General features: G+C 64.3%; 15 protein-coding genes. 13 read left to right on the forward strand and 2 right to left on the reverse strand.

Annotated elements, in window-relative coordinates:
- The first annotated feature begins 106 nt into the window (after window positions 1-106).
- The 10 genes from bcsQ to HX881_RS10240 all read left to right on the forward strand — a co-directional run bounded on the left by bcsQ (window position 107) and on the right by HX881_RS10240 (window position 16,202).
- Window positions 107-1,249 (forward strand): cellulose biosynthesis protein BcsQ, encoded by a 1,143-nt coding sequence (bcsQ, locus tag HX881_RS10195; RefSeq protein ID WP_177084206.1) that lies wholly within the window; start codon window positions 107-109, stop codon window positions 1,247-1,249.
- Entirely contained in the window at window positions 1,246-3,471 is a 2,226-nt protein-coding gene (bcsA, locus tag HX881_RS10200; RefSeq protein ID WP_017123663.1) for a UDP-forming cellulose synthase catalytic subunit, read from the forward strand. The genes bcsQ and bcsA overlap by 4 nt, the downstream gene beginning before the upstream one ends.
- Window positions 3,468-5,825 carry a cellulose biosynthesis cyclic di-GMP-binding regulatory protein BcsB gene (gene bcsB, locus HX881_RS10205; RefSeq protein ID WP_177084208.1) on the forward strand — a complete coding sequence of 786 codons (2,358 nt, stop codon included), beginning with the start codon at window positions 3,468-3,470 and terminating at the stop codon, window positions 5,823-5,825. The genes bcsA and bcsB overlap by 4 nt, the downstream gene beginning before the upstream one ends.
- The gene (bcsZ, locus tag HX881_RS10210; protein WP_177084210.1) at window positions 5,822-7,027 is read left to right on the forward strand and encodes a cellulose synthase complex periplasmic endoglucanase BcsZ; all 1,206 of its coding nucleotides are present in this window, start codon (window positions 5,822-5,824) and stop codon (window positions 7,025-7,027) included. The genes bcsB and bcsZ overlap by 4 nt, the downstream gene beginning before the upstream one ends.
- On the forward strand, window positions 7,009-10,899 hold the full coding sequence (locus HX881_RS10215; protein WP_177084212.1) for a cellulose biosynthesis protein BcsC: 3,891 nt from the start codon (window positions 7,009-7,011) through the stop codon (window positions 10,897-10,899). The genes bcsZ and HX881_RS10215 overlap by 19 nt, the downstream gene beginning before the upstream one ends.
- 18 nt (window positions 10,900-10,917) lie before the next feature.
- Window positions 10,918-11,604, forward strand: a complete 687-nt coding sequence (locus tag HX881_RS10220) for an SGNH/GDSL hydrolase family protein (protein ID WP_177084214.1) — start codon at window positions 10,918-10,920, stop codon at window positions 11,602-11,604.
- Entirely contained in the window at window positions 11,601-12,278 is a 678-nt protein-coding gene (locus HX881_RS10225; protein WP_017123668.1) for a cell division protein FtsQ, read from the forward strand. The genes HX881_RS10220 and HX881_RS10225 overlap by 4 nt, the downstream gene beginning before the upstream one ends.
- Window positions 12,279-12,297: 19 nt before the next feature.
- Window positions 12,298-13,713 (forward strand): MBOAT family O-acyltransferase, encoded by a 1,416-nt coding sequence (locus tag HX881_RS10230; RefSeq protein ID WP_177084216.1) that lies wholly within the window; start codon window positions 12,298-12,300, stop codon window positions 13,711-13,713.
- Entirely contained in the window at window positions 13,713-14,861 is a 1,149-nt protein-coding gene (locus tag HX881_RS10235) for an alginate O-acetyltransferase AlgX-related protein (protein ID WP_177084218.1), read from the forward strand. The genes HX881_RS10230 and HX881_RS10235 overlap by 1 nt, the downstream gene beginning before the upstream one ends.
- Window positions 14,862-14,963: 102 nt before the next feature.
- Entirely contained in the window at window positions 14,964-16,202 is a 1,239-nt protein-coding gene (locus HX881_RS10240) for a phospholipase D-like domain-containing protein (RefSeq protein ID WP_177084585.1), read from the forward strand.
- A 123-nt stretch (window positions 16,203-16,325) separates the two neighbouring features.
- Here HX881_RS10240 and HX881_RS10245 read toward each other — a convergent pair whose 3' ends face one another.
- Together HX881_RS10245 and HX881_RS10250 are read right to left on the reverse strand one after the other, a co-directional pair.
- Window positions 16,326-17,723, reverse strand: a complete 1,398-nt coding sequence (locus HX881_RS10245) for an amino acid permease (RefSeq protein ID WP_177084220.1) — start codon at window positions 17,721-17,723, stop codon at window positions 16,326-16,328.
- A 220-nt stretch (window positions 17,724-17,943) separates the two neighbouring features.
- Window positions 17,944-18,789: a helix-turn-helix transcriptional regulator gene (locus tag HX881_RS10250; RefSeq protein WP_177084222.1), complete on the reverse strand. Its 846-nt coding sequence runs from the start codon at window positions 18,787-18,789 to the stop codon at window positions 17,944-17,946.
- 85 nt (window positions 18,790-18,874) lie between these two features.
- On the opposite strand from HX881_RS10250, the gene HX881_RS10255 reads away from it, so the two are divergent.
- The 3 genes from HX881_RS10255 (at window position 18,875) to HX881_RS10265 (ending at window position 21,436) form a co-directional block, all read left to right on the forward strand.
- Window positions 18,875-19,498, forward strand: a complete 624-nt coding sequence (locus HX881_RS10255) for a glutathione S-transferase family protein (RefSeq protein WP_177084224.1) — start codon at window positions 18,875-18,877, stop codon at window positions 19,496-19,498.
- A 97-nt stretch (window positions 19,499-19,595) separates the two neighbouring features.
- The gene (locus tag HX881_RS10260; RefSeq protein WP_017123675.1) at window positions 19,596-20,381 is read left to right on the forward strand and encodes a DeoR/GlpR family DNA-binding transcription regulator; all 786 of its coding nucleotides are present in this window, start codon (window positions 19,596-19,598) and stop codon (window positions 20,379-20,381) included.
- 89 nt (window positions 20,382-20,470) lie between these two features.
- Window positions 20,471-21,436, forward strand: coding sequence for a hypothetical protein (locus HX881_RS10265; protein ID WP_177084226.1), 966 nt, complete (start codon window positions 20,471-20,473; stop codon window positions 21,434-21,436).
- Window positions 21,437-21,467: the final 31 nt, after the last annotated feature.

Raw genomic sequence — 21,467 nt, forward strand, 5'->3', positions numbered from 1 at the left:
TCACTTGTGGGGGGAGTCATCGGGGAACAACGGAGTGTATGACCAGGGTTGGTGCTAGTCCCTTTGGATGCTCGTTTTGAACCTTTTTGTACAAAGGGATACCAGGATGCATCGGCTAGACGATATCGCGAATCTGTTCCAGAGATTCGGCGCAAGCGCGGACAGCTATCGGGAAATAGAACCGTCCTACGACTACATCGAAGAGACTGCCACGCCTGGTGCCACCGCCTTGAGTACCGGGCAACCGCCGGACGGGGTGTCCGCGGTCGAGGTCCCGGTGTCTCCTGTCGCGATAGCGCCTGTACCTCAGGCGCAGACCCCGTCTGCGGTCGTCGAGCCATCGCCGTTCGTCCTGCCGGCAGCCCCGGCCAGTTCCACACCGCTGAGTCGCCTGCTGGCGGAAATCGAGCAACAGCGTGCAGCGGTGGTCGTCGATGCCCCTGTCCCGGGTGCTTCCCGTCCGATCCTGAAAGCCAAGGTCATCGCGGTGGTCTCGGCCAAGGGCGGTGTCGGCAAGAGCACCCTGGCCGGTGCCCTGGCGAGTGCGATCAAGCGCTCCGGCGGGCGTACCCTGGCGATCGACCTCGACCCGCAAAACGCCTTGTGCCTGCATCTGGGCGGCAATGAGCAATGGCCGGGCATCGCCCAGGACGACCCGGAGCAGCAGGACTGGCGCCAGCTGATTCGCGAGGGTTTTGCCGCCAGCCGCTGCCTGGCCTACGGGGTGGTCAGCGAAGCGGAACGCCTGGATTTCGAAAACAGCCTGCGCGCCGATCCCACCTGGCTGGCTCGTCATCTGGCCGACATGGGGCTGGGCGAGCGGGACACACTGATCATCGACACGCCGCCCGGGGCTACGGCCTATCTCGCCCAGGCCCTGGCCATCGCCGACATCGCCCTGGTGGTAACCCTCGCCGATGCGGCGTCCTACTCCAGTCTCAACCAGATGGAGCGGCTGCTCGCGCCCTATCTGCAGCGGGACAAGCCGTTGCAGTGCAAATACGTCATCAACCAGTTGGATACGTCCCGCCAGTTCAGCCTCGACGTGTGCGAAGTGCTGAAAAAAAGAACAGGCAACCAGCTGCTCGGAGTGATCCATCAGGATCATTTCTTCAGCGAAGCATTGGCGTACGACCGTAACCCGCTGGCGCACACCCCAAGCACCCGAGGCTGCCAGGACACCCTCGATATCGCAGGCTCGCTGTGCGAACTGCTCATGCAAGGTACGCAAGAGTCCCATTTGTCATGATCCGCGATCCCAATCCCACGTCCCATCTCCCGGGGCGCAGCGAACTGCGTCTCAACGATTGGTCGACCCGCTTCAAGCAATGGCCGGGCGCACTGCGCCGGGCGTTGATTCTCGGCGGCGCGCTGGTCGCCGGCCTGTTGCTGGTCAGCATCATCAGCGCCCCGCTGGACCTCTACACCCAGTGCCTGTTCGCCGCGCTGTGCTTCGGTTCGGCGTTGCTGATCAAGCGCCTGCCGGGGCGCCTGCCGATCCTGGCGCTGATCGTGCTGTCGCTGGTGGCCTCGTTGCGCTACCTGTACTGGCGCCTGACCGACACCCTCGGTTTTGACGGCTGGTTGGACATCCTCTTCGGCTACGGCCTGGTGCTGGCGGAGATCTATGCGCTGGTGGTGCTGGTCTTCGGTTATGTGCAGACCGCCTGGCCGCTGCGCCGCCGTCCGGTGATGCTGGCGGGCGATCCGGGCGACTGGCCGACGGTGGATGTGTTCATCCCCACCTACAACGAAACCCTGAGCATCGTGAAGCTGAGCATCTTCGCCGCCCAGGCGATGGATTGGCCCAAGGACAAGCTGCGCGTGCATGTCCTCGATGACGGCCGGCGCGATGAGTTCCGCCGCTTCTGTCAGAGCATCGGCGTCAACTACATCACCCGCGACAACAACTTTCACGCCAAGGCCGGCAACCTCAACGAAGCCCTCAAGGTCACCGACGGCGAATACATCGCCATGTTCGACGCCGACCACGTGCCGACCCGATCCTTCCTGCAGATCGGCATGGGCTGGTTCCTCAAGGATCCGAAGCTTGCGATGTTGCAGACGCCGCACTTCTTCTTTTCCCCGGACCCGTTCGAGAAGAACCTCAACACCTTCCGCGCCGTGCCCAACGAAGGCGAGCTGTTCTATGGCCTGGTGCAGGACGGCAACGATCTGTGGAACGCGACGTTCTTCTGCGGCTCATGCGCCATTCTGCGCCGCAAGCCACTGGAGGAAATCGGCGGGGTGGCGGTCGAAACCGTGACCGAGGACGCCCACACCGCCCTCAAGCTCAACCGTGCCGGCTACAACACCGCCTACCTGGCGATCCCCCAGGCGGCGGGCCTGGCCACCGAAAGCCTGTCGCGACATATCAGCCAGCGGATCCGCTGGGCGCGCGGCATGGCGCAGATCTTCCGGCTCGACAACCCGCTGGTGGGCAAGGGCCTGAACCTCGGCCAGCGCATCTGCTACGCCAACGCCATGCTGCACTTTTTCTATGGCCTGCCACGGCTGGTGTTTCTCACCGCGCCGCTGGCCTACCTGATCTTCGGCGCGCAGATCTTCCACGCCTCGGCCCTGATGATCACCGCCTACGCCTTGCCGCACCTGTTCCATTCCAACCTGACCAACTCCTGCATCCAGGGGCGTTTCCGGCATTCGTTCTGGAACGAGGTCTACGAGACGGTCCTGGCCTGGTACATCATGCCGCCGGTGCTGATGGCGCTGGTCAACCCGAAGTTCGGCGGCTTCAACGTCACCGACAAGGGCGGGATCATTGACAAGGAGTATTTCGACTGGAAGCTGGCCCGGCCCTACATCGTCCTGCTGGTGCTGAACGTGACCGGTCTCGGCTTCGGTATCCACCAGTTGATCTGGGGGGCGCCGGACACGGCGATCACGGTGCTGATCAACTGTGTGTGGACGCTCTACAACCTGATCATCACCAGCGCCGCGGTCGCGGTGGCCAGTGAGACCCGCCAGGTGCGCGCGGAACCCCGGGTCCGGGCCGAGCTGCCGGTGAGGATCGAGCTGGCCGATGGCACCGAGGTCTACGGTACGACCCAGGACTTTTCCCAGCGCGGCCTGGGCCTCAAATTGCCGGCGGGAACCACGGTGGCGGCGGGGGAACGGGTGCGGGTGTCGTTGTTCCGCAACTCGCGCACCAGCCAGTTCGATACCACGGTGGTGTTCAGCAAGGGCCAGTACCTGGGTGCGCTGTTCGACCCGCTGAGCCTGCGCCAGCAAAGCGAGCTGGTGCGCATGACCTTCTCCCGCGCCGATACCTGGGCCTCCAGCTGGGGCAGCGGCAAGCTCGATACGCCGCTGTCGGCCCTGCGGGAAGTCAGTGCCATCGGCCTCGTCGGCATGGGCGCCCTGCTCAAGGCCGTGGCCCTGCAGGCCCGCGACCGCCTGGTCGCCCGATCCGCTCCTTCGCAACCGCTCGAACCTCTTATGGACAAGTCATGATCATCAAATCCTCAGCACGCAGCGCCACCCGTGGCCCACGTCATCCGTTCATGCGCCTGCCTTCATGGGTACTGCTTTCATCGGTGCAGCTTTTATCGGGGCTGGCTTTGCCGCTACTGGGCCTGGGCGGCATGATTCCCCTGGCCCATGCCGATACGACAGCGACGCCTGCGTTGGCACCGGCTCAGGCCGGCCCCGTGGTCCAGCCGAGCGCGGGCAGCTACAATCGCGACCTGACCCTCAAGCAACTGGGCCGGCTGGACACCATGAACCTGCAGGGTGTCGAAGCGGCCGACGGGGTCAATTTCGATATCCGCGCCGACGAAGTGGTCAACGGTGCGCAACTGGTGCTGCACTACAGCTACTCGCCGGCGCTGCTCGCCGACCTGTCGCAGATCAACGTGCTGGTCAACGACGAAGTCGCTGCCAGCCTGGCGTTGCCCAAGGAGGGCGCCGGCCAGCCGCAACAGCAGGTGGTGCAGATCCCTGCGCACCTGATCACCGAGTTCAACCGCCTGCGCCTGCAATTTATCGGGCACTACACGATGCAGTGCGAGGACCCGCAGCACAGCAGCCTGTGGGCCAAGATCAACAACAGCTCGGAACTCAAGCTCAGCGTTTCGCCGATCCAGCTCAAGGATGACCTGTCGATCCTGCCGCTGCCGTTCTTCGATCGCCGCGACTCGCGCCAGGTCAACCTGCCGGTCGTGTTCGCCCGGCAACCGGATAACGCCGCCCTGGAAGCAGCGGGGGCGTTGTCATCCTGGATCGGTGGCCTGGCGGCCTATCGAGGCGCGAGTTTCACCAGCAGCCTGGGCCAGCTTCCCGAGCAGGGCAATGCGATTGTCCTGATCGAAAGCCAGGAGGCGGTGCAACTGGGCGGCCTGCAGGTGCCGGCACCGAAAGGCGCGACCGTCACGCTGCTGACCAACCCCGGCGATCCCCATGGCAAGCTGCTGCTCGTCGCCGGACGCAATGCGGCCGAGCTCAAGCTGGCTGCCGCCGCCGTGGCGGTGGGCAGCAAGGCGCTGGTGGGCAGCAGCGTGGTGATCGAGCATCTCGATCCGCTGAGCCCGCGCAAACCCTATGACGCACCGAACTGGCTGCCGTCTGATCGGCCAGTGCGCCTGGGCGAACTGCTCGATACCCGCCAACTCAGTGTGTCCGGCTACAACCCCGGCAGTATCAATATCCCCGTGCGGCTGCCACCGGACCTGTTCAACTGGCGCGAAGCGGGTGTGCCGCTGGACCTGAAATACCGCTACACCCCGCAGCAGGAGTCGGCCAACTCGTCACTGCTGGTGAGCCTGAACAACACCTTCATGAAATCCATGCCGTTGCCGTCGCTCAAGAGCCTGGACGGCGGCGAGAACCTGCTGGCGTTGCTGAAGAAGGATGAAAGCCTGCCTCGCGAGGCGAATGTGCTGTTGCCCCTGGGCGTGGCGTCGCCGCGCTCGCAGTTGCAACTGCGCTTCATGTTCGACTACGTCAAGCAGGGCGAATGCCGGGACATCATCATCGATAACATGCGCGGCCTGATCGACCCGGACTCGAGCCTCGACCTGCGCGGTTTCAACCATTACATCGCCTTGCCCAACCTGGGCGTGTTCAACGACAGCGGCTTCCCGTTCACCCGCCTGGCGGACCTGTCGCAGAGTGCCGTGGTCCTGCCCGACGGCAGCGGCCCGCAAGAGTGGGGCGCCTACCTGACCGTGCTCGGCCGGTTCGGCGAGTCCACCGGTTACCCGGCGACGGCGGTGACCGTGGTCCAGGCCAAGGATGTGCAGACGGTCAGCGACAAGGACCTGCTGGTATTCGCCTCGGGAGCCAACCAGCCCTTGCTGGAACAGTGGGCCGATCGTCTGCCCGCCAGCACCGCCGGCAGCAGCCACCGCTTCAACCTGTCCGACCTGACCTTGCGCCTGCGCGACTGGATCAGCCCTGATGCCCAGGCCAACCAGCGCAAGCCACGTCTCCAGGTGACCTACACCGGCGCCAACAGCAGCACCTACCTGGCCGGTTTCGAATCGCCGCTCAAGCCTGAGCGCAGTGTGGTGGTGATTGCCAGCGGCAAGCCGGAAGGCCTGGCCGATGCCACCGCCGCGCTGATCGGTGGCGACTCGTACAAGGACAGCATCCAGGGCAGCCTGGCGGTGGTGCAGGACAAGCGGATCACCTCGCTGGTGGCCGACGAGCAGTACTACGTCGGCGACCTGAGCCTGTTCAAGCGGGTGCAGTGGACCCTGTCGCAGAACCTGTTGTGGATGCTGCTGGTGACGGTGGCGGGCCTGGCGCTGGTGAGCGTGCTGCTGTACCTGTTCCTGCGCTCACGGGCTCGGAAGCGACTGTCATGAGTGTCGCTCGATGTCTCAAGCCGCGCTGCCTGGGCGGCCTGCTGTCGCTGGTGCTGCTGATCTCGGGCACGGTGCGCGCCGAGGGCTGCAGCGTGCAGAACTGGCCGTTGTGGAAAAGCTACGCCGAGCGGTTCGTGCAGAAGGACGGGCGCATGCTCGGATCGAGCATGGACCCCAACCAGAGCAGTTCCGAAGGCCAGTCCTACGGGATGTTCTTTGCGCTGGTGGCCAATGACCCGGTGACCTTCGATGCGTTGTGGCGCTGGACCCGGGACAACATGGCCGGCGCCGATATCGTCGGGAACCTGCCCGGCTGGCTGTGGGGGCCGACTCCCGCCGGCACCTGGGGCGTGCTCGACAGGAACTCCGCCAGCGATGCCGACCTGTGGTTCGCCTACGCGTTGCTGGAGGCCGATCGCCTGTGGAAAAAGCCGGCGTACCGCAGCGATGCGCAACGCATTCTGAACAACGTCGAAAAGACCCTGATCCGCGATATCCCTGGCCTGGGCAAGATGCTCCTGCCCGGGCCTGTGGGTTATGAGCACCCGGATCAACTGTGGCGCTTCAATGCCAGCTACACGCCGATCCCACTGCTGCGCCGCTTCAGCAGGGAGGCGCCGTCGAGCCCCTGGAAAGAGGTCGCCGAGAGCACCGCGAAGATGATCGCCGACAAGAACATGAACCGCTTCGGATTCGTCCCGGACTGGGTCGGTTATCGGGGCACGGACGTCAACAAGGGCCTGTTCGTGGTGGACAAGTTCACCAATGCCCAGGGCAGCTATGACGCCATTCGTGCCTACCTGTGGGCCGGCCTGACTTCACCGGGCGACCCCCTGGCCAGGCCGATTCTCGACAATCTCGACGGCATGGCACAGGCCACGGCATCCACCGGCGTACCGCCGGAAAAGGTCCAGGTCCTGACCGGCGCCACCGAGGGGATCGGCCCCTACGGGTTCTCCGCCGCGCTGGTGCCGTACCTGCGGGCCAAGGGCCTGCCGTTGCTGGCGGACCAGCAGCAACGCCTGGTCGACCAGGCGATCGCGCACTTCAGCAACCCGGCCGATCCGGCTTATCAACAGCACCAGTATTACCACGTGATGCTGAGCCTGTTTTCCCTCGGCTGGAGCGAGAACCGCTATCAGTTCAACAAAGACGGCACCGTGAAAGTGTCCTGGGAGGCCGCATGCGCCAGCAAACCCTAGCCCTGGCGGTGTGTGCCGCCCTGGCATCCGGCGCCAGCTTCGCCGCCGACAGCGCTGCCCCGCAGTCGCTGCTGATTCAGCAGGGTTACTACTGGCAGGCCAAGGAAAAGCCGGACCGCGCGGCGGAAGCCTGGACGCGGCTGTTGAACCTGCAGCCCGAGCAACCCGACGCCTTGTATGGCCTGGGCCTGATCGACCTGCAACAACAGCGCCTGGCCGGCGCGCAGAATTACCTGGCCCGGTTGCAGGCGATCAAGCCGTTGCCGCGCCTGGCGTTGCAGCTCGAGCAGGACATTGCCCTGAGCCCGCCGGACAAACAGCAACTACTGGAGAAAGCCCGCGAACTGAGCGATGCCGGCGAGCGCGACAAGGCCGTCGAGGCCTATCGGCAGTTACTGGGCGGTCATCAGCCGCAAGGCCTGATTGCCCGCGAGTACTACAACACCCTGGGCTTCGCCACGGGGGGCTGGCCCGAGGCGCGGACCGGGCTGGAACGGTTGCGCCGGGAACGTCCGGATGACGCGATCCTCGACCTGTGGCTGGCATTGCATCTGGCGCGCAATCCCGACAGCCGCGCGGAAGGTATCCGTGCCCTGGCGCGGCTGTCGCATAACCCGGATATCGGTGGCAACGCCGACGAAACCTGGCGCTTCGCCCTGGTCTGGCTCGGTCCGCCGTCGCGGGACCAGGTGTCATTGTTCGAGCAGTATCTGCAGGCGCATCCGAACGACACGGAAATCCGCGCGTTGATGGACAAGGGCATCGCCCAGGGCCGCGGCGCCGCCGGCTGGCAGCGCGATCCCCATGTCGCCCGTGGCCTCAAGGCCCTCGAGGCCGGTGACCTGGCCACTGCCGAGCAGCAATTGCAGGCGCGCCTCAACGACAAGCCCGGCGACTACGACGCCCTCGGTGGCATGGGCATCCTGCGCCAGCAGCAGAAACGCCTGGGCGAAGCCGAGAACTATCTGCTGCAGGCGACCCGCACCGCCGGCGGCGGGCAATGGAAAGAGGCCCTCGAGGATGTGCGCTACTGGATCCTCCTCGACAAGGCCGCCGAGGCCCAGCGCAGCGGACGGCAAGCCCAGGCGCGGGAATTGATCGAACAGGCCATTGCCAAGAACCCGGTGGAGCCGGCCGGCCCGACCGCGCTGGCCGGGTTGCAGGCCCAGGCCGGGCAACTGGACGCCGCCGAAGCCGGTTATCGCCAGGTACTGGCACGCACCGCGAACTACCCGGATGCCTTGAGCGGACTGATCGCCGTGCTGTCGCGGGCGGGCAAGTCCGATGAAGCGTTGCAACTGATCGACGGCCTGCCACCGGCGCAACAGGCGCGCCTGGCGCCCAGCGTGCATATCCGCGCGCTGCGGGCCACCCAGGTGGCCAAGCTGGCCGAGCGCCGTGGCGATCTGGCTGCCGCGCAGAAAGCCTACAAGGAAGCCCTGGCCGACGACCCGAAGAATCCCTGGACACGTTTCGCCCTGGCCCGGGTCTACCTGCGCAACGGCCAGACCCAGGTCGCCCGCGACCTGATCGACGAACTGCTCAAGCAGCAACCCGACCAGCCGGACGCGCTGTACACCAGCACCCTGCTGTCTGCCGAACTGGGCGAGTGGAGCAAGGCCCAACGCACCCTGGCGCGGATTCCGGCGGCCAGGCGCAGTGCCGACATGAACGAGATGGAGCTGGATATCCGCCTGCATATCCAGACCGAACTGGCGGTGGACGTCGCCCGTCGCGGCCAGCGCCAGGAAGCCTGGGCGCTGCTGTCGCGTTGCGAGCCGCTGGCCCAGGGCAAGCCCGAGCGGCTGGCGGTGCTGGCCAGTGCCTACGCCGAAGCCGGCAATCCGGACCAGGCGGTGAGCCTGATGCGTGGTTTGCTGGATAAGTCCGCATCGACGCCGGACCTGCAATTGCTCTATGCGGGCGTGTTGCTCAAGGCCGACCAGGACGCCGAAGCCAGCGACATCCTGCGCCAGTTGCAAGGCAAGCCGATGAGCGAAACCGCGAGCAAGCGCTATGAGGACCTGGTGTTTCTCTACCGGGTCAAACAGGCTGACGAACTGCGCGAAAAGAATGACCTGGTGGCTGCCTACGACATGTTGTCGCCGGCCCTCCAGCAACGTCCGAACGACAGCCTGGCGGTGTCTTCGCTGGCGCGCATGTATGCGGCCAGCGGCAATCTCGCCAAGGCCCGGCAACTCTATGAGCCGCTGATCAAGGCCGATCCGGGCAACGCCAGGCTGCAACTGGGCCTGGCCGATATCGCCCTGCAAGGCCGGGACTATGCCCTGGCCGAAAGCGCGGTGAAAAAAGCCCTCGAACTGGAACCGGGCGTGCCGCAGACGCTGACTGCGTCCGCGCGGATCTATCGCGGCATGGGTCGTACCGGCGAGGCCAGCCAGTTGCTGCGCAAGGCCATCGAGATCGAGAACAGTCAGCGCAGCGACACCTACGTGGTGACTTCCGCCGGCTCGGCCGTCTCGGCCAACCCCTTTGTCGGGCTGGCCGGGCAGCGGCGCCAGACCACCGCGCTGGCCCAGGCGTCACTGATTCCGCCGCCGGTGGATGGCCCGGCGACGGGGCTTGGCGCGGGGGATCCGGAGCCGGTGCCGGCACCGGTCGGGCGCAAGGCCCAGGTCGTTGCCGCGACCAATGGCGGCGTCAATCCGTTCGACCAGAGCTATGCCCGCGACACGGCTGCGCAGGCGGGACGCAGCCCGGCGCAACTGGCCCTGGACGATATCCTCCAGGACCGCACCGGCTATGTGGTCCAGGGCCTCAGCGTGCGCAGCAACAACAGTGAGAAAGGCCTGGGCAAGCTGACGGATATCGAGACGCCGTTTGAACTCAGTATCCCCGTGGGTACGGAAATGGCGAGCATCGCCCTGCAGGTTACTCCGGTCTGGCTGTCCTCGGGCAGTCCGGGCAATTTCGCCCAGGCCCGTTTCGGCACCAGCGGCCTGGATCCGGTGGGGTCGCAGAAAGACAGCGGCGTGGGGTTCGCCTTGGCCTATCGCGACAAGGAGCAGGGCCTCAAGGCCGATATCGGGGTCAGCCCGGTGGGCTTTACCTACAGCACGCCGATTGGCGGGGTCAGCCTCAACCGGCCATTCGCGGCCAACTCCAATTTCAGCTACGGCGTCAGCGCCTCACGGCGGGCGGTGACCGACAGCCTGACCTCGTTCGCCGGCTCCCGCGACCCGCGTACCGGCGAGAAGTGGGGGGGCGTCACCGCCAACGGCGTACGTGGCGAACTGGGTTACGACAACCAGAAGTTCGGCGCCTACGGCTACGGTTCGGCACACCGGCTGGTGGGCCACAACGTCGACGACAATGACCGCTTCGAGCTGGGCAGCGGCGTCTACTGGTACCTGCGCAATACCCCCGGCAGCATCCTGACCCTCGGCCTCAGCGGTTCGGCCCTGAGCTACTCGGATAACCAGGACTTCTACACCTACGGCCACGGCGGTTACTTCAGCCCGCAGACCTTCTTCGCCCTCGGCGTGCCGGTCAGTTGGTCGCAACGTACCGAGCGATTCACCTACCGGATCAAGAGTTCGGTGGGCGTCCAGCATATCGGCCAGGACAGCGCCGCGATCTTCCCCGGTCACAGCGAGCTGCAGCCGAACGCCACGGCAGTCGGCCTGACGCGTTATGACGGCGAAAACAAGACAGGAATCGGCTACAGCTTCAACGCCGCCGGTGAATACAAGTTCGGTTCGAACTTCTTCCTCGGGGGCTCGCTGGGCGTGGACAACGCCAGCGACTACCGCCAGGTCGCCGGTGGCCTGTACCTGCGTTACACCTTCGAGGACATGACCGGCCCGATGGACTTGCCGGTCAGCCCCTTCGGTTCCCCCTATTCGAATTGATTCAACGAGGAATGGTTCATGGCTTCTTCTGTGCTCGCTGGTTTGACGTTGCTCGTGATTGGCGAAAGCCACATGAGTTTTCCCGACTCACTGATGAACCCGCTGTATGACAACCTCACCCAGCAGGGCGCGCAGGTCCATGCGATCGGTGCCTGCGGGGCCAACCCGGCGGACTGGGTCACGCCGAAACTGAAGCTCGACTGCGGCGCCACCCGCGATCCCGGCGAGAAGATCAAGGTGATGAGCCGCGGCACCCTGGACACCCAGCCGATCAAGGAGGTGATCGCCAAGGACAAGCCGGACCTGGTGGTGCTGATCATGGGGGACACCATGGCTTCCTATAAGACCACGCCGTTTCCCAAGGTCTGGGCCTACCAGAGCGTCACCGCGCTGACCCGGCAGATCGCCGACAGCGGCGCCAAGTGCGTGTGGGTCGGGCCGGCCTGGGGCAAGGCGAATGGCAGCAATACCAATGAAAACACCTACGGCAAGAACCAGGTGCGTACCCAACTGGTGGCGGGCACCCTGGCGAACATGGTCGCGCCCTGCACCTATATCGACTCCACGAAGTTCTCCAAGCCAGGCGAGTGGATCACCTCCGACGGGCAGCACTTCACCATCGCCGGGTACAAGTCCTGGGCGGCGGCCATCGGCAAATCCATCAGTGAACTGCCCGCGAGCGCGGTCAAGGGAGCGAAACAGTGAAACGGACCTTCAGCCTCGTTGGCGGCCTGCTCGGCGTCGCCTTGGGCGGCACCGCGTTCAGTGCGCAGATTGCCCTGTACCCCACCGGCCCGTCCCAGGACTCGGCCTACCTGCGCTTCGTCAATGTCTCCGGCAGTGCCCTGGAACTGACCCCGGAAGGAGCGAAGACCAGCCTCAAGCTGGAAGGCGACAAGGCCGTCAGCGGTTTTATCCCGGTGCCCGGTGGCCGCCCGGTCAAGGGCACGCTCCAGCGTGACGGGCAGAGCGTGCCGGTGCAGGTGACGGTCGCGGCGGGGGACTTCACCACGGTATTTGCCCTGGACGACGGCCACCAGGGCATCCGGCAACTGGTGGTCAACGAAGCCTTCGATATCCCCAACCAGCTCAAGGCCTCGCTGGCCTTGTTCAACGCCGACGCCGCTTGCGCCGATGCGCGGATCAACCTCGCCGGGCGCGACGTCGACCTGTTCCAGAAGGCGCCGGCGGGCAACCCGCGCCGCCAGGAACTCAATCCACGTGCTTCGCTGGCGGTCCAACTGCTCTGCGCCGACAAGCCGGTGGGTGCGCCGGTCGAGCTGGGGGCGCTGGAGCCGAACAAGCGCTACAGCTTGCTGGTATTGCCTTCGCCGACGGGGCCACGCCTTGTCACTGCCACGGATAGCGTGTCCAACTGAATCGGAAGCACCCGTCGCCATGGTTTTCGCCTCGCTCGAGTTTCTGACGCTGTTCCTGCCTGCGTTCCTGCTGGTCTATGCCCTGGCAAGACCGGGCTGGCGCAATGTGACCCTGTTGATCGGCAGTTGGTTGTTCTACGGCTGGTTGAGCCCGTTGTTCCTGTTCCTGCATATGGTCCTGACCGTGCTGGCGTGGGTCGGCGGCCTGCTGGTGGATCGTTCCCGGGAAGACGGGCGCGGGCGGGTGCGGCTGCTGATTGCGCTGATCGTGATCAACACCGCGGTGCTCTGCTGGTACAAGTACGCGAATATCCTCGCCGCTACCTGGAACGACCTGATCACCTGCTACGGTGCCATGCCCATGGCCTGGCAGCGGGTGGCACTGCCGGCGGGGCTGTCGTTCATTGTCCTGCAGGCGATTTCCTATCTGGTCGACGTGCACCGGCATGTGGTGCCGGTGGAGCGCAGCTTCGTCAATTACGCGACCTACATTTCCATGTTCGGCCACTCGATTGCCGGGCCGATCATCCGTTATGACTGGGTCCGGAGAGAGCTCAACCAGCGTTATTTCAACTGGGTGAACTTCTCCCTCGGTGCGCGCCGCTTCATGATCGGCATGTGCATGAAGGTGCTGGTGGCGGACACCCTGTCGCCGCTGGTGGACGTGGCCTTCCACCTGGACCAGCCATCCTTCGTCGATGCCTGGATCGGCTGCCTGGCGTACTCGTTGCAACTGTTCTTCGATTTCGCCGGCTACAGCGCCATGGCCATCGGCCTGGGGTTGATGCTGGGCTTTCACTTTCCGGAGAACTTCAACCGGCCGTACCTGGCCTACAGCATCCAGGACTTCTGGCGGCGCTGGCACCTGTCGTTGTCCAGCTGGCTGCGCGACTACCTGTACATCGCCCTCGGTGGCAATCGCAAGGGCACCTGGAAAACCTATCGCAACCTGTTCCTGACCATGGCCATCGCCGGCCTGTGGCATGGCGGCGACAGTTGGAACTACCTGTTGTGGGGCTCGGCCCACGGCGTGGCCCTGTGCGTCGATCGCGCCTGGTCGCGCTCCAGCCTGCCGGGCCTGCCGCTGTGGGCTTCGCATACCGCGACGCTGTTGTTCGTGTGCCTGGCCTGGACGCTGTTCCGCTCCCCGGATTTCGCCACGGCCCTGAGCATGTATGGCGGGCAGTTCGGCCAGCATGGCTTCGCCCTCGGCGATGCGCTGGCGGTGACCCTGCGCCCGGTGCACGGCCTGGCGGCCCTGCTGGGGCTGGTGTGCATCCTCGCGCCGCTGTTGCAGGCGCGATGTGAAAGACGATTCGCCGACAGTGCGTGGTTCGTGCTGGCAGCGGCCCTCTGGCCCGTGCTCGGGTTCATCCTGTCGTTCGCTCTGATCGCCAGTCGTGAAGCCGTGCCCTTTCTGTACTTTCAATTCTGATGACCAAGCCAACGCAATCCCCGTCGACCGCGCCCACGCCACCCACCGAACTGGCGTTGCGCGCCAGCCCGCTGGCCGGGGTGATCTTCACGCTGTTCCTGTCCCTGGGCTTCCTGTCCTGTGTCTGGCTGATGCTCAAGGGCTCGATCGAGTTCGTGCCCAAGGTGGTCACCCGGGACATGTTGCTGCATGGCGATATCACCCATCGTTTCGCCAAGACCCTGTCCGACGCGCCTGCGCCGAAACAGGCCGCCGACCTGGAGCGTGGCGCCAGCTGGCTGGTGTTCGGCGACCTCGGGCCACGGGTACGCGAGGGCTGTCCCGGCTGGTTGTTCCTCACCGATGAACTGCGGGTGAACCACAACGCCGCGCTCAATGCCCGGGCCAAGGCCGGGGCGGTGATCGAGTTGCAGCAAGGGCTGGCCAGGCGCGGTATCCAACTGATGGTGGCGGTGGTGCCGGACAAGACTCGGATCGTCGCGTCGCAACGGTGCACGCTGGCCCGCCCGGCGCTGCTGGCGCCACGCATCGGCGAATGGTTGACCCTGTTGCAGGGCGCTGGCGTGCCAGTCCTGGACCTGACACCGACGTTGCAGGCGGTGGGGGTGGGGGCCTATCTGCGCACCGATACGCACTGGAGCGAAGCCGGTGCCAAGGCGGCGGCGGGGCAGGTTGCCCGGGCGGTCGCAGGGCTGAAGTTCACTGCGACGCCACACAAGCGCTTCGATCTGGTGACGCAGGCGAGCGCGGTGCGCCCGGGTGATCTGGTGCGCCTGGCGGGGATCGATTGGTTACCGCCGATGTTGCAGCCTCGAACCGAAAACGTGGCCGCGACCCAGGTGAAGGAGCAGGCAGAAGAGGCCGCCGGTGCTGACAACCTGGACGATCTGTTTGGCGACGACAACCTGCCCAACACAGCGCTGATCGGCACCTCGTTTTCGCGCAACTCGAATTTCCTCGGTTTCCTCGAGGCCGCGCTGGGCGCCCCTGTGGGTAACTTCGCCAAGGATGGCGGCGAATTTTCCGGAGCGGCCAAGGCCTACTTCGACAGCCCGGCGTTCAGGCAGACGCCACCCAAACTGGTGGTCTGGGAGATTCCCGAGCGGGATTTGCAGACGCCGTATGGTAACGATATACGGCTACCCTGAGGGTTGATGGAGCGTTCCTTGCGCGTTGCGCGGGAACGACCGGCCAGCCGCGTGGTGCACGCCCGGGGTGCGGGCCGTCCTACCTTTCCCGACGAGACATCTATGCCGATCCACCTGAAGTTTCAACCGGCACGCTCAAGCGTCGCCATGGCGGGCCTGATCGGCCTGTTGCTCAGTCCGCTGGCCCAGGCGGACTTTTCCATTGCGGGCTTCGAGCTGGTGCACAGCGTGCCGCTGGCGACGGATCTCGCGACCCCGGACCTGCGCCAGCCCGGCGAGGTCTGGATCGAACTGTTCGACGGTGCGCAAAGCCGTATCGATATCGGCCAGTTCTATACTGCCGATCATCCCGGCTCGGTGATGGACAAGGTGCTCGAAAGCCTCGAGGCCGCCGGCCAGCGTGGGGTCAAGATCCGTTTCCTGCTGGAGGAAAAGGGCCTGGCGCTTTCCGATGAGGCGACCCTGGAGCGGCTGCGCAGGATTCCCAACCTGACGTTCCGTGTCCTGCCCTACGCACGCGTGGGGGGCGGCATCATCCACGCCAAGTATCTGGTGGTGGACGGTCGCCTGGCCTTTATCGGCAGCCAGAATTTCGACTGGCGCTCGCTCGAACATATCCATGAGACCGGCCTGCGCATCAGCGACGAGACCATGGTCGGCCAGGTGCAGGCGATCTTCGATCAGGACTGGAAAGCCCAGGCCGCGCTGGCCGACAACAAGGCGGTGCCGTTGCCCAGGGCCGGCAAGGAGCCGGCACGCACCGGCAACTACCTGGTCGCCAGCCCGCAACGCTACAACCCGCCCGGCGTCGGCGATTCGCAGCAGGAATTGCCGCGCTTGCTGGCCGAGGCGAAACGCGAGGTGCGGGTGCAATTGCTCGATTATGCACCGTTGTCATCCGCTCCGGACAACACCCGTGCGTACTACGCGGTGATCGACAATGCCCTGCGAGCCGCCGCGGCGCGTGGCGTGTCGATCAAGCTGATGGTCTCCGACTGGAACACCGGCATGCCGGAAGTCGCCTATCTGAAAAGCCTGGCGGTGCTGCCCAATGTGCAGGTCAAGATCGTCACCTTGCCCCAGGATCCGCAGGGCTTTATTCCCTATGCGCGAGTTATCCACAGCAAGACGATGGAAATCGACGGGCAGGTGGCCTGGGTCGGCACCAGCAACTGGCTGGGCGGCTACCTCGACAACTCGCGCAATCTGGAAGTGGTGATGCGCGACAGTGCCATGGCCGAGCGGATCGAAGCGTTGCATGAGCAACTGTGGGATGGCCCCTATGCGTGGCCGGTGGATATCGTCCGCGACTACCCGCAACCCCATCCGGGCAAACCCTGATAATACGGGACCGACGGCGATCGTTCCCACGCTCCGGCGTGGGAATGCCTGACCGGACGCTCCGCGTCCAGTGCCGGCGAGGTGACGCGCAGCGTTTTGCTGCGCGTGGGAACGATCAGGCGGTCAGGCCGGGCGGGCCGAACCCTTCGCCAGGCGCAGGCGGTACAGACCATAGATGAACAGCACCCAAACCGGCATCACGTACACCGATACGCTGATGCCCGGGATCATCAGCATCACGCCGAGGATCAGGGCGACAAAGGCCAGGCACAGGTAATTGCTGAACGGCGTCCAGAACGCCTTGAAGCCCGGCACCACGCCTTGCTGCTCCATGGCCTTGCGGAATTTCAGGTGGGTCAGGCTGATCACGATCCAGTTGATGATCAATGAAGCCACCACCAGCGCCATCAGCAATTCCAGGGCCTCATGGGGGGCCACGTAGTTGACCACCACGCACAGCAGCGTCACCAGTGCCGAGACGCCGATGGCCCGTACCGGTACGCCTTGCCTGTTCAGCTTCATCAGCGATTTCGGCGCGTCGCCCTGCTCGGCGAGGCCGAACAGCATGCGGCTGTTGCAGTACACGCCGCTGTTGTACACCGACAGAGCGGCGGTGAGGACCACCACGTTGAGGATCTGTGCCGCGGTGTCGCTGCCGATCAGGGCGAAGATCTGCACGAACGGGCTGCCGCTGTAGGCATCGCCGGAGGCGCCGAGGGTGGTCAGCAACTGGTCCCATGGGTACAGCGACAGCAGCACGGTCAGAGCGCCAACGTAGAAGATCAGGATCCGCAACACCACCTGGTTGATCGCCTTGGGGATCACCTTGCGCGGTTCGCTGGCCTCGGCGGCGGTGATGCCCACCAGCTCCAGGCCACCGAATGAGAACATGATGAAACACAGCGCCATCAGCAGGCCGCTGATGCCATTGGGGAAGAACCCGCCGTGGCTCCACAGGTTGCTGACCGTGGCCTGCGGGCCGCCGGCACCGCTGATCAGCAGGTAACAGCCGAGGGCGATCATGCCGACAATCGCCACCACCTTGATGATCGCGAACCAGAACTCGGCCTCACCGAAGGTCTTCACATTGGTCAGGTTGATCAGGTTGACCAGCACGAAGAACACCGCCGCGCTGACCCAGGACGGCACCTCGGGCCACCAGAACTGCACGTACTTGCCCACGGCCGTGAGCTCGGCCATGCCCACCAGCACATAGAGCACCCAGTAGTTCCAGCCGCAGAGGAAGCCCGCGTAGCCGCCCCAGTACTTGTGGGCGAAGTGGCTGAAGGAGCCGGCCACGGGCTCCTCGACGATCATCTCGCCGAGCTGGCGCATGATCAGGAACGCGATAAAACCGCAGATCGCGTAGCCGAGGATCATCGCCGGGCCGGCCGACTTGAGCACCCCGGCGGAACCGAGGAACAGCCCGGTGCCGATCGCCCCGCCCAGGGAAATCAGCTGGATATGGCGGTTCTTCAGGCCGCGCTTGAGCAGACCCGGTGTCAGGTTGTCACCTGTCATTGCTTCACCTTCTCTAGTTTTTCTTCTCAGCGGGGCCCTGAGCGGGTCAGGTGTGCAACCGGGACTGAGTGCTCGACATAAGCGGCGTGGATATTAAATCCCGAAGGTGGGGGGCTCAAGTATTACGCGGGCTCGAGGGCAAATTAGCGGTGGAATCGGAGGTTTCCGACAGGGGCGTGCCTGGAACCTCGGGGTCGGTTACACCGATTGCGCGGATGGCTCAACGCGCCCGGCGAAAACTGCCGGGTGTCACCCCGACCACCTTCTTGAAGGCCCGGGCCATATGACTCTGGTCAAAGAAGCCGCAGGCGAAGGACGCTTCGGCAATCCCGGTACCCAGGCGCAGCAACTGCTGCACCCGGGCGATTCTGCGCTGGATCTGGTACTGGTGCGGGGACACGCCGACATTGGCGCGGAACACCCGGATCAGGTACAGCGGCTCCATGTCCACCAGCCTGGCCAGTTCTTCCAGGGGAATACTGCGCTCGAACTCGTCGTCGAGCTTCTGCTTGATCCGGGTGACCGCGTGCCGCTCGAGGGCCGGCGACGGGACGATGCCGACGCCGTCGCGCTGGAACAAGCGGCTGACCAGTTCCAGCAGGGTGGTCTCGCGCTCCAGCGTCTGGCCGGCCTGTTCGATCAGTCGATGGGCGCGGAGAAACACCTGGGCAAAGTGCGGATCGTGGCTGATTGCGTGGTGAAACAGGTGGATATGGTCCGCGGCAACACGCTGGCCCAGCACGGTTTCGTTCAACCAGGTCGGATCGATATACAGCATCCGGTACATCCAGCCCGTGTCGCAGCCGGCCAGGCCGTCATGGATTTCCCCCGGACTGATGGTCACCACGCTGGACTGCCCACCGAGGTGATAGCTGCCACGGTAATAGAGCTTTTCCACGCCGGCGCTGATCACGCCGACGGCATAGCGCTCGTGGGAGTGACGGCCGAATGACTGGCTGCTGTAGCGCGCCGACAGTAGTTCGCAGTCGCCCTCGCTGATTCGCCAGAAGCGCGAGAAGTCCCGCCCGGCGGGGTCAGGTGTCCCTGGAAGCTGATGCTCGCTCATGACCCTGTCCAGTTTTGTGCAATACGGGGGAAAGGTGGGCCGATAAATTTAGCACCCACTCCATTGCGCAAGCCAGGTAAAAACAATGTCGACAACGCTCGTTATCGGGGACTACAACAGCTCTTCGTGGTCTTTTCGTGCATGGCTGGTCCTCAGGGCCGCCGGTGTTTCCTTCGAGGTGGTCGAGGTGAAACTGGGCCAGGAAAACACCCGCGCGCAGATTCTCAAGTATTCGCCCTCGGGGAAAGTCCCGGCACTGCTGACCGAAGGCGTGGTCATCAACGACAGCCTGGCGATTGCCGAATACATCGCGCACCTGCACCCCGAGGCCCAGCTGTGGCCGCAGTACCCGATCCCCAAGGCCCTGGCCCGGGCTGCCGTGGCGGAAATGCATTCGGGCTTCAGTCATCTGCGCACGCAGCTGTCGTTCGGCTTATCCACAGGGGATATGGCGCAAGCGCTGACGGTCGAGACGAAGGAGGAGATCCAGCGCATCTTCAGCCTCTGGAGCGACCTGCGCACGCGGAGCGCTTCCAGCCGTTTCCTCTGCGGCGAGTTCGGCATCGTCGACGCGATGTTCGTGCCGGTGGTGTTCCGCTTCCGCCGCTATGGCATCGCGGTGCCTGACGCCTTGCAGGACTACGTGGCGCAGGTGCTGGAGCACCCGCTGGTACAGGAGTGGCAGCAACTGGCCGGCGAAGAAGCCTGAGGGCTGACCGCGGGTCGGCGGGCGAGTGGTGCGGGGGCGGTTGGCTGGTATATAGTCATGCCTGAGTCGGCACAAACGTGCGTAATCGGGCATAAACATGCAAAACCTTCATCACGCCTCCGAGCTGCCGCACCTGCGGCGGCAGAAGATCCTGTTGCTGCTGGAACGCGACGGCAAAGTCATGGCCTCGGACCTCGGCCAGCATTTCGCGGTGTCGGAGGACACCATCCGCCGCGACCTGGCGGAACTCGCCCAGGCCGGGCTGCTGCAACGGGTCCACGGCGGCGCCTTGCCGCGGCCCAAGGACACGGGCAAGGACTACTTCACCCGCATCGCCGAAACCAACGAAGTGAAACGCTACCTGGCGCAACTGGCGGTGCGCCGCATCGAAGAGGGCCAGATCGTCCTGTTCGACTCCGGCAGCACCACCTTGCAGATCGCCCAGTCCCTGCCCACGGGCATGTCCATCACCGCTGTCACCTGCTCACCGATGATCGCCATGACCCTGGCCGAACACAAAGGCGTCACGGTGATCCTCGCCGGGGGCACGCTGAACCCGCTGACCATGGCGGTGGGCGGGCATGAAGCGGTACGGCTGATCCAGGGCATCAAGGCCGACCTGCTGTTTACCGGCGTCTGCGCGATTCATCCGGAAGTCGGCATCAGTTGCCTGCGCTACGAAGAACTCGCGGTGAAACAGGCTCTGCTGGACAGCGCCTCCCATGTGGTGGCGGTCACCACCGCCGACAAGCTCGGCGCGGTGGAGCCATTCGTGGTAGCACCTTGCTCGCGATTGCACACGATGATTACCGAGCACCAGGTGAGCGACGATATCGAGGCCTATCGACGCATGGGGATCGAGGTGGTGCAAGCGGAGGTTTGACGGTTACTTCTCGTCGAACGGGATCATGCTGGCAGTAATCCGGCAGACGTCTAGTCTCAGCCCAGTCATGGACGTTGGAGGCTGATGCAATGGACTCGAAAACCCTTTCCGCCGCACGTGCTTTTCTCCATTCGATCAATACAGGGGCCAACCGCCGATTGTTTTACCCCGGCTCAGGTAATGACGTGGGCTGTTCGGTGGGATTGTTCTGGAACATCTGTGACAGCTTCTATCTGATCGATCCCTTTCATGCTCCGGTGGGACAACTGACCTCGGGGCTGCTGGCGCAGATGGCGCAAGGTACCGCCGGGTACATGGAGGGCATGCGGGTTGCCCACTCGAGTTACGAGGATGGCTTTATCGAAGGGAGCCAGCCCTGCCGCCGCTACCAGGTATCGCTCCAGGGAGAGCTGGCGCGCAAACGGCTGTGCTTTGTCACCTGTGGCACCAACGAATGGCTCGATACAACACCCAACGTGCGTTACAACGTTGCTATCTGCAAAGATTACGCAGGTATCGAGGAGGGTGTGGATAACGACTATCCGTACGCTGAAATATGGGGGCGCCTCAATCGACATGGCATCTTCGCCGAGACCATCGGTGCTCAGCGTTCAATTGAAGCCTTCAACTTCGCCAAATATCAGTTCTATGGTTTCAGGCCACTATTCAAGGTCGTCACTGCATCAAACGGGCGCATCGGTTTCGGTGACGGATTCTGCCTGTTCCAGAAAGTAGACTCGGCAACCGCCGATGATTATCGACACCGACTCGATATCATGGGCGGTCTGGCGGGGCAAATCATCGAGGCGCTGGATCCCTTTTATGGCGCGGACAATTACACGCCTTCGGCCTTGCAGCATAAGGATCATGTCAATGCTCAAAACACCGAGTTGTACAAGATCATGACCGAAGGGGTCATCTCCAATTGGTCGCAGCTCCGGCAATCCCCATTGTTTATCAGCTGGATGAAGGCGCGCATCGACACCCCTATCAGCGATGAACTGTTATTCGAGTTGCTCGTACCTTTCCGGCTTGAAATGCTTGGAAGCTGGTGAGGCCGGGTCCTGTTGATATCGCATTGGCTGT

It is taken from the genome of Pseudomonas gingeri (genome assembly GCF_013386115.1).
Taxonomy (GTDB): domain Bacteria; phylum Pseudomonadota; class Gammaproteobacteria; order Pseudomonadales; family Pseudomonadaceae; genus Aquipseudomonas; species Aquipseudomonas gingeri.

Coding starts and splice junctions, on each gene's coding strand:
- bcsQ (WP_177084206.1), top strand. CDS start 107: ATGCATCGGCTAGACGATATCGCGAATCTGTTCCAGAGATTCGGCGCA.
- bcsA (WP_017123663.1), top strand. CDS start 1,246: ATGATCCGCGATCCCAATCCCACGTCCCATCTCCCGGGGCGCAGCGAA.
- bcsB (WP_177084208.1), top strand. CDS start 3,468: ATGATCATCAAATCCTCAGCACGCAGCGCCACCCGTGGCCCACGTCAT.
- bcsZ (WP_177084210.1), top strand. CDS start 5,822: ATGAGTGTCGCTCGATGTCTCAAGCCGCGCTGCCTGGGCGGCCTGCTG.
- HX881_RS10215 (WP_177084212.1), top strand. CDS start 7,009: ATGCGCCAGCAAACCCTAGCCCTGGCGGTGTGTGCCGCCCTGGCATCC.
- HX881_RS10220 (WP_177084214.1), top strand. CDS start 10,918: ATGGCTTCTTCTGTGCTCGCTGGTTTGACGTTGCTCGTGATTGGCGAA.
- HX881_RS10230 (WP_177084216.1), top strand. CDS start 12,298: ATGGTTTTCGCCTCGCTCGAGTTTCTGACGCTGTTCCTGCCTGCGTTC.
- HX881_RS10235 (WP_177084218.1), top strand. CDS start 13,713: ATGACCAAGCCAACGCAATCCCCGTCGACCGCGCCCACGCCACCCACC.
- HX881_RS10240 (WP_177084585.1), top strand. CDS start 14,964: ATGCCGATCCACCTGAAGTTTCAACCGGCACGCTCAAGCGTCGCCATG.
- HX881_RS10245 (WP_177084220.1), bottom strand. CDS start 17,723: ATGACAGGTGACAACCTGACACCGGGTCTGCTCAAGCGCGGCCTGAAG.
- HX881_RS10250 (WP_177084222.1), bottom strand. CDS start 18,789: ATGAGCGAGCATCAGCTTCCAGGGACACCTGACCCCGCCGGGCGGGAC.
- HX881_RS10255 (WP_177084224.1), top strand. CDS start 18,875: ATGTCGACAACGCTCGTTATCGGGGACTACAACAGCTCTTCGTGGTCT.
- HX881_RS10260 (WP_017123675.1), top strand. CDS start 19,596: ATGCAAAACCTTCATCACGCCTCCGAGCTGCCGCACCTGCGGCGGCAG.
- HX881_RS10265 (WP_177084226.1), top strand. CDS start 20,471: ATGGACTCGAAAACCCTTTCCGCCGCACGTGCTTTTCTCCATTCGATC.